This is a genomic window from uncultured Aquimarina sp. (assembly GCF_947500065.1).
Classification (GTDB): Bacteria; Bacteroidota; Bacteroidia; order Flavobacteriales; family Flavobacteriaceae; genus Aquimarina.
In genome coordinates, this window is record NZ_CANMQT010000002.1 from 733,810 (window position 1) to 746,827 (window position 13,018).

10 protein-coding genes and 1 tRNA gene are annotated in these 13,018 nt (G+C 32.0%); 6 read left to right on the forward strand and 5 right to left on the reverse strand.

Features of this window, described 5'->3' with window-relative positions; genetic code table 11:
- The first annotated feature begins 160 nt into the window (after positions 1-160).
- The gene (dusB, locus tag Q0975_RS08660; RefSeq protein ID WP_299435346.1) at positions 161-1,153 is read left to right on the forward strand and encodes a tRNA dihydrouridine synthase DusB; all 993 of its coding nucleotides are present in this window, start codon (positions 161-163) and stop codon (positions 1,151-1,153) included.
- Positions 1,154-1,165: 12 nt separating this feature from the next.
- On the opposite strand, the gene Q0975_RS08665 is transcribed toward dusB, so the two are convergent.
- Positions 1,166-2,371: an FtsX-like permease family protein gene (locus Q0975_RS08665; RefSeq protein ID WP_299435348.1), complete on the reverse strand. Its 1,206-nt coding sequence runs from the start codon at positions 2,369-2,371 to the stop codon at positions 1,166-1,168.
- Between the two features lie 99 nt (positions 2,372-2,470).
- Positions 2,471-2,863 (reverse strand): 30S ribosome-binding factor RbfA, encoded by a 393-nt coding sequence (gene rbfA, locus Q0975_RS08670; protein WP_299435350.1) that lies wholly within the window; start codon positions 2,861-2,863, stop codon positions 2,471-2,473.
- A 309-nt stretch (positions 2,864-3,172) separates the two neighbouring features.
- On the opposite strand from rbfA, the gene mce reads away from it, so the two are divergent.
- The 3 genes from mce to Q0975_RS08685 all read left to right on the forward strand — a co-directional run bounded on the left by mce (position 3,173) and on the right by Q0975_RS08685 (position 4,046).
- Positions 3,173-3,574: a methylmalonyl-CoA epimerase gene (gene mce, locus Q0975_RS08675; RefSeq protein WP_299435903.1), complete on the forward strand. Its 402-nt coding sequence runs from the start codon at positions 3,173-3,175 to the stop codon at positions 3,572-3,574.
- A gap of 162 nt (positions 3,575-3,736) precedes the next feature.
- Positions 3,737-3,973 (forward strand): GIY-YIG nuclease family protein, encoded by a 237-nt coding sequence (locus tag Q0975_RS08680; RefSeq protein WP_299435352.1) that lies wholly within the window; start codon positions 3,737-3,739, stop codon positions 3,971-3,973.
- A tRNA-Ile gene (locus Q0975_RS08685) sits at positions 3,973-4,046 on the forward strand. Before Q0975_RS08680 ends, Q0975_RS08685 begins: the two co-directional genes overlap by 1 nt.
- Before the next feature lie 60 nt (positions 4,047-4,106).
- Here Q0975_RS08685 and Q0975_RS08690 read toward each other — a convergent pair.
- Together Q0975_RS08690 and Q0975_RS08695 are read right to left on the reverse strand one after the other, a co-directional pair.
- Positions 4,107-4,850 carry a LytTR family DNA-binding domain-containing protein gene (locus Q0975_RS08690; protein WP_299435354.1) on the reverse strand — a complete coding sequence of 248 codons (744 nt, stop codon included), beginning with the start codon at positions 4,848-4,850 and terminating at the stop codon, positions 4,107-4,109.
- On the reverse strand, positions 4,850-5,875 hold the full coding sequence (locus Q0975_RS08695) for a sensor histidine kinase (protein WP_299435356.1): 1,026 nt from the start codon (positions 5,873-5,875) through the stop codon (positions 4,850-4,852). The genes Q0975_RS08690 and Q0975_RS08695 overlap by 1 nt, the downstream gene beginning before the upstream one ends.
- A gap of 208 nt (positions 5,876-6,083) precedes the next feature.
- Here Q0975_RS08695 and Q0975_RS08700 point away from each other — a divergent pair, with 208 nt between their 5' ends.
- Both Q0975_RS08700 and Q0975_RS08705 read left to right on the forward strand, forming a co-directional pair.
- On the forward strand, positions 6,084-6,959 hold the full coding sequence (locus tag Q0975_RS08700; RefSeq protein ID WP_299435358.1) for an ABC transporter ATP-binding protein: 876 nt from the start codon (positions 6,084-6,086) through the stop codon (positions 6,957-6,959).
- A 13-nt stretch (positions 6,960-6,972) separates the two neighbouring features.
- A complete protein-coding gene (locus tag Q0975_RS08705) occupies positions 6,973-10,602 on the forward strand; it encodes a M1 family aminopeptidase (RefSeq protein ID WP_299435360.1) in 3,630 nt (1,209 codons plus the stop codon).
- Positions 10,603-10,825: 223 nt separating this feature from the next.
- Here Q0975_RS08705 and Q0975_RS08710 read toward each other — a convergent pair whose 3' ends face one another.
- Positions 10,826-12,997 carry a prolyl oligopeptidase family serine peptidase gene (locus Q0975_RS08710; RefSeq protein WP_299435362.1) on the reverse strand — a complete coding sequence of 724 codons (2,172 nt, stop codon included), beginning with the start codon at positions 12,995-12,997 and terminating at the stop codon, positions 10,826-10,828.
- Positions 12,998-13,018: the final 21 nt, after the last annotated feature.

The window sequence follows — 13,018 nt, forward strand, 5'->3', positions numbered from 1 at the left end:
TTCCACTACTGTAATGACTTGCAAATATAATCGATTTTAAAAGGTTTATATCATCTATCCAAGCATTTTTAGACCAGTTAGGTTTTAGAACGTGAAGATTCCTTATAATTCGTACTTTTGCCTCATCTTTAAATAACAAATAACCAAACAAACAGAGATTGTGGCAAAGATTGGAGACATAAATGTAGGAGAATTTCCATTGTTATTAGCACCTATGGAAGATGTGAGTGATCCACCTTTTCGTGCCCTGTGTAAAGAACAAGGTGCCGATGTTGTATATACAGAATTTATCTCCAGTGAAGGACTTATTCGGGATGCGGCAAAAAGTGTTATGAAGTTAGATATTTATGAAAAAGAACGGCCTGTAGGGATCCAAATTTTTGGTGCTAACCTAGATTCTATGCTAAAATCTGTAGAAATTGTAGAAGCATCTGGCCCTGATATTATCGATATAAATTTTGGTTGTCCGGTAAAAAAAGTAGTCAGTAAAGGTGCAGGAGCAGGTATTCTAAAAGATATCGATCTTATGGTTTCTTTGACCAAGGCCATGGTAGAACACACTAAATTGCCTGTAACTGTGAAAACCAGATTGGGTTGGGATGATAATTCTATAAAAATTGTGGAAGTTGCCGAACGATTACAGGATGTTGGTGCCAAAGCGATAGCTATTCATGGTCGTACACGAGCACAAATGTATAAAGGTAATGCCGATTGGAAACCTATCGCAGCTGTAAAAAATAATCAGAGAATGCATATTCCTGTTTTTGGCAATGGTGATGTAGACAGCCCTGAGCGTGCTATGGAAATGCGTGACGAATATGGTCTAGATGGTGCTATGATCGGACGTGCGAGTATTGGATATCCTTGGTTTTTTAAAGAAGTAAAACACTTTTTTGAAACGGGAGAACACCTACCACCTCCAACCATAGAAGAACGCGTTATTGCTGCACGTAGACACTTAGAAATGGCTATTGACTGGAAAGGAGAAAAACTTGGTGTTTTCGAAACACGTAGACATTACACCAATTACTTCAAAGGAATTCCTCACTTTAAAGAGTATCGCATGAAAATGGTAACAAGCGATCATTCTATAGATGTCTTTAGTACTTTTAATGAGATTCAGGAAAAGTTCAGTGGATTTGAATTTGTATAAATGCTACCCTGATTAATAGTTCACTAACTTCTGATTAATTCTACTGGACGCTAGCAAGGAAGCTACAATACCAATAACAGTAATTGTAAAAAACACTATCACAAAACTAGTTACGGTAATCTTAGTAGGATAAGGTAAAGAAGGGGTGATCATTAATAATCCAAACTGCTGTTGACATACAATCAGTATAAAACCTAAAAGAAGACCTAATAATGCTCCTAAAATGGTCATCAATGATCCCTGAAACAAAAATATTTTTCTAATTTTTGGTAAAGTCGCACCTAGATTATTTAGTGTTTTGATATTATTCTTTTTATCAATTATCATCATAATAATTGCTCCGGCTACATTAAACAATGCAATGATTGCTATCAATGTTATCACCAAGTAGGACGCTAAATTCTCGGTATTTAGCATTTTATATAAGGTGTCATTAAGCTGTATTCTATTTTTAATAATTACCTGATTCTCAAAAAGGGCTAGTATATCTTTCTCAACAGCTTTTTCATCTACACCTGGAGATAATTTAAGTTCTACATGAGTTATTTCATCCTTAGGTAATTTTAATAAATCCCTTGCTAATCCTATAGTCGAAAAGACATATTTTTTATCTAGATCTTCATTTACCGTATATATACCGGTATTAACCGCTGTTTTTTTCCTAAAAGCCTTGGAGGGATCTCTAGGAATTCCTTTTCCAGGTTTTGGAACATATATATTTAAGAAATTAGTGTAAATCTGTTCTACACCCATACCCAATTCTCTACTAATTCCATAACCAGCAACTACTTGAGCATCATTACCCGTCAACCATTCTCCTGCAAATACGATACTATCAGTTTGGATGACTTTTTTATAATTAGCATCTACACCTTTTATAAAACCTGTTTTTTGTTTGTCTTTAAATTCCAGAAATACACGTTCTTCTATAATTTCGGAAAAATTAACAACTCCTTCTATAGAAGATAATTTCTCTTTTTGAGCATCGGTAAAAACAAATGTTTTTCCACTTGAAGGAAAAATCTTTAGATCGGGATCAAAATAAGAAGAAAACTGAAGACTAAAGTCTTTTAACCCTGCAAAACCACATAACACTAAAAATAATGCCATCGCACCTATAACTACGCCAGCAGCTGCAATACCAGTAATAATGTTTATTGCATTACTGCTACCAGGAGAAAATAAATAACGCTTAGCGATGTAGTATGAAAATTTCAAATCGTTAAAATACCGAGTCTAAATAAATTTAATTTTTGAATAAAGATAATAGAATAAAGGTTTATGATCTCCTTATTATTTTTCAAACACTATAAAATCTTACTTCTTCTTGCGCTTTGGCAATAAATCAGGGTTTTCTAATGGGTTTTCTTTTCCTTTTATTGCCTTATCTATATTATCTATATACTCAAGAGAATCATCTATATAATAAGATAATTCAGGCATACGACGAAGTTGATTTCTAGTACGCTGCGCTACCTGATGTTTGATTTGCGACTTTACTGCATTTACCTCATTCAATACTTTTTCTCCTTCATTATGAGGAAAAACACTCATATATACTTTTGCTATTGACAAATCTGTAGTTACACTTACCTTGGTAACAGAAACCAAAATCCCCTGTACTCCCGCTTCACGCAATGCATGTTGTATTACATCCGCGACATCACGCTGCAATACTCCACCTATTTTTTTCTGTCTGTTTGTTTCCATGACTGCAAAAATAGGTAATTATGCGAGTTATACCATTTATCCTTAGCATTTACTAGGATAAAACATGCTTTTTTCGCTTTAGCGAAGAAGAAATAGTAATTTTCTTTTCCATTAAATTCAAATAACAAATGATATCATTATTTTCTTTTGTTATAAAAACCTTTACTTATCGCTATTTTGTACTTTTACTTCTCAGTTATAACAACATCTCATGAAATGAGCCATAGAAATTAGGTTTATACCTTCCAGAATGATTCATGGCAAATTACATCTGACAATAAAAAAGAATAAAACAAACAGATGAATCATATTAATAAAATAGAACACATAGGTATTGCCGTAAAAGATATTGATCAAGCCAATACATTATATGAACAACTACTAGGTATTCCTCCATACAAACAAGAAGTTGTAGAAAGTGAGTCAGTAATCACTTCATTTTTCAGGATAGGCGAGAATAAAATAGAACTGGTGGCCAGTACCAAAGAAGATGGTCCTATAGGAAAATTTATTTCAAAAAAAGGAGAAGGCATACATCATATTGCTTTTGATGTAGATGATATCGAAAAAGAATTAGAAAGATTAGAAAAAGAAGGTTTTCAATTGATCAACAAAACCCCTAAAAAAGGAGCTGATAATAAGCTGGTTGCATTTGTACATCCCAAAACTACGAATGGTGTTTTAGTAGAGCTTTGTCAGGAGATAAATTAAATCATAAAAATGTTTGGCGTGTTTGAAGCAATTACTTAAATTTGCCCTCCGTTTTAGGTCCCATAGCTCAGCTGGTTACCAGCCTACCTGGCGGTAATGGCAGGCAGGGAGCATCTGACTCATAATCAGGAATTGGATTTAGAGTAATAAAAACATATTTTTATGTATGTTTACGTTCTTAAAAGTTTAAAGGATAATCGTTTTTATGTAGGAATGTCTGAAGATATTGATAGGCGTTTATTAGAACATAATTCTAGAAAAACAAAAAGCACAAAAGGGTATCAACCTTGGATAATAATCCATAAAGAAACATACCCCGATAGGATCACTGCTCGTAAAAGAGAAAAATATCTAAAAAGTGGATATGGAAAACAGTGGTTAAAAAATAAATATAATTAGGTCCCATAGCTCAGCTGGTTAGAGCACCTGACTCATAATCAGGGGGTCCTTGGTTCGAGCCCAAGTGGGACCACCGAAAAGCCTTAGTGAAAACTAGGGCTTTTTTTGTTTAATACAACGAAACAAATCAAGTCTATTTTAAAAACTTGGTTAAATTTTGTTTATAAACACTCCCTACTGGAATATAGATATCATTAATTTTTATACGATTACCCTCGATAAAATCAATTTTTCTTGTAGCAATTATATAAGAACGATGAATTCTTATAAAAAGATTTTCAGGAAGTCTATTTTCAAAATTCGTCAACCTATCTAAGGAAACAATAGTTTTATCCTTTACATAAATTTTCACATAACTACCAATACTCTCCAAGTATAAAATAGCGTCTAATTTTACTTGATGTGTCTTCTTATCTCCTTTGATAAAAATACTTTCTTGATGATCACTAATAGACGAAGAGGTTTGGCTGGACGAAGATTTGGTTGCACTCTCCAGTTCTCTTCTATTTTTAGAAGCCTCCAGTAATTTTTTTTGTTGAACAGCTTTATTAACAGCTTTTAAAAACCGTTCAAAACTAAAAGGCTTAAGTAAATAATCCTGAATAGCTAGTTCATACCCTTCCATGGCATATTCTTGATATGCAGAAGTAATAATAATCAAAGGAGGATTATTTAAGGTTCTTAAAAATTCCAACCCTTTTAATTTTGGCATATTTATATCCAAAAATATTAAATCAACTTGATTTTCATTTAAATAATCAATGGCTTCAAAAGCCGAATAACATTCTTTTGCAATGTCTAAAAATGAAAGATTATCGCAGTAATTATTAATTACTCTATGAGCTAATGGTTCATCATCTACTATTAAACATTTCATTATAAATATAGTTTTAGGTCTACACTAAATAGTTTTTCGTTTTTAACAATTTTAAGCTCGTGAGTATTGGGATAGATTAATGCAAGCCTTCTCTTTACATTTTCAAGACCTATCCCCTTTTTTTGTTCTTCAATAGAATTATTAAAATTATTTTCGATGTAAAAATGAAGCGTATCATCATCATTTTTTAAGCTTACATTAATAAATGCTTTTTTATCCAATAAATCAAAACCGTGCTTAAAGGCATTTTCAACGAACACAATTAAGATCATGGGAGCAATCTTAATATTCGCATTACTAATTTGATTTTTTAAAGTAATTACTCCTCTTTTATGATGCCTCACTTTTTGTAAAGCAATAAAGTTTTCAATATAAGTTAGTTCTCCTCCTATAGAGACTTCTTGTTCTTTGCAATCATAAATTGTATAACGCATCATTTCTGACAACTTCAAAATAACAGAAGGTGTTTGATCTGATTTTTCTAAAGACAACGCATATAAATTATTCAGTGTATTAAAAAAGAAATGTGGATTAATTTGATTTTTTAAAGACGATAATTCTAAATGCAATTGATCATTCTCTATTTGTTTTATTGTAGACAATTGTATAAACCAGCGATAAGCGATATGTAATAATGTCGTAATGATTAACAATAAGACAGTACCTATAACACCTACTCCATAATTAGGTTTTTCATCAGCTTTATTAAACCAATTTCTATCTATCCAAGGCTCTCCAAAACCTAAAACATATCCCCAAACGACAACCAAAACGATAACTATAACTCCATAAACAAGGTATTTTTTCTTAACAAGAAAGTTAGGTATCAACCAATAAATATTGAAATAAATAGGAGGTGCTATCAAAAGAAAAATACTTGAAGAAGTTTGTAGAAAAAATTCTGGCAAAGAATCAAGTGAAAGATTTTCTTTCGAAAAGAAAACCATAATTATGGATAACACTATTGCAATACTCAATAATATAATGAGATGTATCACAAAACGCTTCTTATTTATCGTAATCATATAGCAAAAATAGAATTCATCAGATGAAGAACCTATTCAAATCAATGAAAAGCCAAAAACCATCAATGAATTTATAGCTTTCGTTAATGAACTCAGTTTATTGATGATTTATCGTCTTCTACCTACTTAAAAAGGTGAGTTCGATAAATTAAATAGTAAGACGTTAACAATTAGAATTTATTTGTTCCATAATTAAAATAGAACAAAAATGAATCTAATACTCAATGATTTAAATAAAACATATGCTAATGGAGTCAAAGCTTTAGATAATCTTTCACTGGAGATATCTACAGGTATGTTTGGTCTATTAGGCCCCAATGGAGCAGGAAAATCTTCACTAATGAGAACCCTATCTACATTACAAGAAGTTGATAGTGGTTCAGCTTTTTTAGGAGAAGTAGATATTATAAAAAACCCAATAGCACTAAGAAAAGTTTTAGGGTATTTGCCGCAAGAGTTTGGTGTTTATCCAAAAATTACAGCAAAACAGTTGTTGGATCATATGGCAATATTAAAAGGTATATCTATAAAAAAAGAACGAAAGGAACTAGTAAACTATTTATTACAAAAAGTAAATCTATATGATAAGCGTAATAAAGAAGTGAAAGGTTTTTCTGGAGGAATGAAGCAAAGAATAGGTATCGCTCAGGCATTAATTGGCACTCCAAAATTAATTATTGTTGATGAACCAACTGCTGGTTTGGATCCAGGAGAAAGAAATAGATTTCATAATCTTTTAGCAGATGTTGCCAATGATGTAATTGTTATACTATCCACTCATATTGTAGAAGACGTTAGAGAGTTATGCCAGAATATGGCAATAATGAATTATGGTAAAATAATTTGTAAAGGCAAACCTCAGCACGTTATAGACGAACTAAATAATAAGGTTTGGCAAAAGCTCATTAATCGCAATGAACTAGAAAGCTACAATAATACGCATACAGTGATTTCAAATAAAATGGTTGGAGGTAATCCCTTAATCCATGTATTGAGTGATGAAAAACCTTCTGAAGGTTTTCAGCAAGTAAACCCAACATTAGAGGATGTGTTTTTTGCAAAGATCAATTCCACCATTAACTAAAAATTCTACAATTATGTTTAGAACATTCTTTTTAAAGGAAATCGTAACAGGTCTTAAAAGACCTATGATTTATATATTTTTAGCAATTTTTACTATTATATCGGCTGCTGGTACAGTTAATTTAGATATTACTTTTGGCGGTGCTACGGGGAACGTTTTTAAAAATGCTCCATATGTCGTTAGTATGTATACCGCCAACTTATGTATTATAGCCCTACTAATTGCCACGGCATATTTTAACAATGCAGCCTTAAAAGATTATCAAAACAATTTCTCCGGGATCTTATTCAGCACATCCATAAATAAAGCAAGTTATTATTTTGGTAGATTTTTTGGCAGTTTGTTTTTAGCAACTACACCTTTATTAGGCGTGTTTTTAGGATTCTCTATAGGTACCGAAATAAGCCTGGAAGCAGGAATTGAAAACGCTAAAACAATTAGCGTCTTACAACCCAAAATATTTATCAATAACTTCTTGTTGTTTGTTTTACCTAATATGTTTGTTTCTGGTGCAATAATTTTTGCTATTGCTAACAAATGGAAAAGTACCATCATTTCATTTATTGCGACCATTATCATCATAGTTTTCTATTTAATCTCTGGTACATTCATAAATGATATTAGTACAGAAGGTTTAGCTGCATTAACCGATGTAATTGGATTAAGAGCCTATACGATAGATACCAAATACTTTACTCCAATTGAGAAAAATACTGAAGTGGTGTCTTTTTCTGGATGGTTACTCATTAATAGATTGCTTTGGGTAAGTATAGGAATAGGAACGCTAATGATTTCTTATTTTTCTTTTTCATTTGTTCAAAAACAACAAAAAATCAAAAAATCAAATAAGAGATCTACTAATAATGAATCAACACAAATATTTTACCTTCCTAAAATAAATAGCAGCTTTAATTTTAATACATCCTGGTTACAATTTGTTAGTTTTTTTAAGAGTAACCTTTACACCATTTTAAAAAGCAATACCTTCAAAATAGTACTCTTTTTTGGTGTGCTTATATTAATAAATAAACTAATAAACGGATTTGAATATTATGGATTACAATCCTATCATGTAACCAGCAAAATGTTGGCTTTCAATCGACCTATTAGTACAATAATGGGGATGATAATACTGGTCTTTTTTAGTGGTGAACTGGTCTGGAGAGAAAGAAAAAACAGTATTAATGAAGTAATTGATAGCACACCTCACATCTCATTAACCATTCTTTTAGCTAAAATTAGTTCACTAATTACGATTTGTCTTCTGTTCGATATCTTCCTAATTATAACCTCTATTGTATATCAACTATTCAATGGATACACAAATCCAGAAATAGGTATTTATCTACAAGATTTTTTATATGCCGGGTTACCAACATACGTTATTTGGTCATGCATACTAATAAGTCTTCAAATCTTTATAAACAGCAAGTATCTGGCGTATTTTGTATCCATATTACTCATTTTTTTAATTGAATTTTTAGTTATTGATATTCTCGGTATTAAATCCTACATGGTAAATCTTGGGTTTTCGCCAAGCTATACATATTCTGACATGAATGGATTTAGTAGGGTCTTAACCGCCACAAACTGGTTTAATATATATTGGATTCTGTTTGGACTCCTATTAGTTACCATTGCAAGCTTATTTTGGATCAGAGGCTCTATAAAAGGAATCAAAAACAGATTTACATCTGCTAAAAAACACATTACTAAAAAATACGCTCTTACATTCTTTATTTGCGCATTCTTATTTGGGCTAACAGCCAGTTTTACATATTACAACACCCAAGTTCTTAATACGTATCACACTTCTATTGAGATTAAAAAAATGCAAGAATCTTACGAAAAAAAATATAAAAAGTATGAACACGTCATGCAGCCAAAAACAGTGGCGATACAGTATAATGTTGATATTTATCCAAATGAAAGAAATATAATTTCTAAATCAATTGTAACGATCGAAAACAAAAGTAATTCTCCTATCGATTCTCTTCATTATTCATTGTTTTATTTCCTGAGAGAAGGAAATGAAAACGTCGGATTACAGAAGTCAAATTGGATAAAAAAAATTAGCATTCCTAATTCAAAACTAGTACTAAATGACGAAGAATTAGGGTATCAAATTTTTAAACTAGAGACTCCTCTAGCTCCAAATTCAACAATGGATATTATTGTGGATACAGAATATATAAGTCAAGGATTTGAGAATGAAATCTCTAATATCAGAGTTGTAGAAAACGGTACTTTCTTTGATTCTACGCATATATTACCATCCACAGGATACGAACCTTATAATGAGTTAATGAATGAAATAGATCGTAAAAAAGCTGGATTAAAACCACGAAAGCCAACAACTACATTAGAAGAAAAAGACGCTGAAAACCTAAAAGAAAACTATATCACCAGAAAAGCATCTGATTGGGTCGATATAGAAACCATTATTTCGACTGCGGATAATCAAATAGCTATTTCACCGGGTTCTTTACTTAAAAAATGGGCTACCGACAGAAGAGTATATTTTAAATATAAAAATGATCATCAATCCATAAATTTTACCAATTTTATGTCAGCAAGATATGAGGTTGCTAAGAAAAAATGGAATGATATTGATATAGAAGTATACTATCACAAAGCGCATCACTATAATGTTAGTATGATGCAAGATGCGGTAGAAAAATCATTGAATTATTACATCGAGAACTTCGGACCTTATTTTCATAAACAAGCAAGGATTGTTGAAATACCGAAATACTACAATTTTGCTCAAGCGTTTCCGGGAACAATGCCTTATACAGAAGGAGGAGGCTTTATTACTAATCTCACCAACAAAAACGACAATAATGTTATTTATTCAATTATTGCACATGAAATGGCACATCAGTATTGGGCACACCAAGTGATTGGCGCTAATGTAGAGGGAGCTACTATGTTATCCGAAAGTTTTTCGGAATATGCAGCGCTAATGGTGATGAAAAATGAGCTAAAAGATGATTTGAAAATGAAAAAACTTTTAGCGTACGATTTCGAAAGATATTTAACCGGCAGAAGTAATGAAACACAAAAAGAAGTACCACTGATAAAAGTTAAAGATCAAGGATATATTCATTACGGTAAAGGAAGTTTAGTTTTGTATGCATTGCAAGATTATATAGGCGAAGAAAAGGTAAATGAAGCTTTAAAGGAATTTTTAAATGCTTATAAATATAAAGAAGCACCTTATCCAACTACCTTAGATTTCATCACATATTTAAAACCAAAAATCCCAAATCATTTACAATTTCTTCTAACAGATTGGTTTAAAGAAATTACCTTATATGAGTATCGCATAAAAAAGGCTACTTATACAACCTTAGATACAGGGAACTATGAAGTAAACATATCCATCAATGCCTCAAAAATAAAAATTGATAGTCTGGGTAAAGAACATAAAGTCAATCCATATAACTGGGTAGATATAGGTTTGTTTTCTGAAGATAATAACAAGCTTTTAATTTCTAAACGCGTTTTGATTGATCAAGAAGAAATGAACTTTACTTTTGAAGTAGATCAGCTTCCTGTTGAAGCAGTAATAGACCCTAAGAGGTTATTAATTGAGCTAAATATTGATGATAATACATATCAGATAGAAGAAAGCAACTAAATTTCTCCATAAGGTATACCCTAATTTAAAAGTAATATACGATGTTCCCGCTCATATAAAAAACCAGAAAACCATATGATTGCACTGCTTAGTGCAATCATGTGGTTTTTAAGAGAAGATTCTATACATAATGATTTAAATACCATCAAAGCTTAATTTTTTTTTAAAATAAGCCTTATTGGTATGTATAAAATAATTAATCAGGTATTAAACCCGTTTTATACTATTCAGGCTGATAATCCGGATGTCCGGTCTGCCATAATAAAAAGGTCATCACTTTTGCGAGTTCTTTTTCTCTTTTATCTGGTGCAGTTTCAAAACCATGTCCGCCTTCAAAATCTGTATCAAATAAAATCAGGTTATCAGCATGACCTTCATTTACAATTTTTGCAGCAAATTTAGCGGGTTGAGACGGAGATACTCGAGAGTCCTTCATCCCCGCTGTAAGATACAATGATGGATATTGAACCTCATTTTTAATATGATGGTAGGCATCCATTGCTAATAAGCCCATGAATTCAATAGAATCTTTTACGGTTCCATATTCTTTTGTATTGCTCTTCCCATTAGGACCAAATTCACGACGCAAAGTGTTTAATATACCTGCTCTGATAAATGCAGTTTTAAAAAGATCCGGTCTTTCTGTAATGGCACGGCCAATAGTAACTCCTCCAGCGCTGGCTCCCCATAATGCTGTTTTATTGTTAGTCGTATATTTTTTATCGATTAAGAATTCAGTACACGCGATTAAGTCTTTCCAGGAATTAGGTTTGGTTGTTTTATATCCTCCTAAATGCCAATCGTTTCCTTTTTCTCCACCTCCACGCACATGTGCCGTGACATAGATCCCACCTTCTTGGAGCCAGTATAATAAATAATCATATAGATAAGGAGAGTTAGACCATTTATAAGCCCCATAGGCATTGATTAGCATTCGATTTTGCCCGTTCAATTGGGTTCTTTTTTTATAGATAATTGATAGAGGGACCATCACTCCATCGTGAGAAGGCACTTCTATTTCTTCGACAATGACATCATCTAAGAAATCATACTTGGTTATCGGTGCCAGGTTTCTGGAAGTAAATTCGTTCTTATTTAGATCAAACAAATAGGTTTCTTTATAATTAGTCCATCCTTCGATAGTCATCCATATAGCAGCGTATTCTTTTCCTTTAGAAGATATGTTGATATGTCCAGAGGCTCTAGGAAGCACTATTTCTCTATTTTCTTTATCGGTATGGCCTTGAAAATACAATTTGGCTTCAACCCCATTTTTAGTTTTAACAACATAAATACCATCACTTGTTACTGCAAAATCTGAGATGACCATGTCCTTGGTTTCATCCACCAATACTTCAGGATTATTAAAATCCGGGCTACTTAGATCCGTTTTACAGATTTTAAAATTAGAAGCGTCTTTTGAGGTACGATAATAAAAATCATTGCCAAACAGGAAAAATTGACGAATCTTATCTTCCTTCCCATAAAGTTTTTTCCAGCTTAACTTTTCATCAGATAGATTTTCAATTTTTTTATAATAGGTATCTCGATATGAGCTTACATTAGCAATAGCTAAAAGAACAAAAGGGTTATTTTTATTCGTAAAATAAGTGATGGGAGAATCTCCAGAGTTTATTTTTTCAGAGAAAAAAACCTCTTGATCTTTGGATTTTTTATTTAAACGATATGTTTTTATTTTTCGATTTAAACCATAATTTTCATTTTTTGGATCAATAACAGGAGTATGCGTATATATAAAGCCATTATTGTCTGGCAACCATTCTATACCTCCTAAACTGTTAGGTAATGCGTTTTTTGCTACACCAGAAATTATTTTTTTTGAAGCGATATCCAACACCACAAGTTCTGAATACTCTTCATCGTTTTTGGTCAAGCCAATTACCAATTTTTTTAAGTCCCAACTGGGTTGGATATAATTGATCACATACGATTGAGAAGAAGAAGAAGAAGAAGAAGATTGATAGGCTGCCGGATCGTATAACAGTTCTTCTACATCAGAAAATGTATTTCTTTTATATAGTTTCGCTATTTTTTCAATGGGTAATCGCTTTAGGTAAAAGTATTGATCCTGATCAGTTATTTTTATTTTGGAGATAAATGATTGCTCTTTTTTCTTATGGCTCTTAATAGCATTAAAAATGGTATCAAAACCAGGGTTTGCGGCAAAAGCTAGGTCAGCTACTTTTTTTTGATCTTTTAACCAGCTGATGGTTGTAGAATCCTCTAGGTTTTCGAGCCATCGATAAGGATCTTCAATTTTTTCACCAAAATAAGTATCCACCACTTGGGACATTTTCAAAGTATTTGCTTTTTCTGTTTGTTTACATTGGGTAGTAAGAATCAAAAGTATGAGTAGCCCTAATTTAGTTTTCATTAATATGATTAATTAAACACC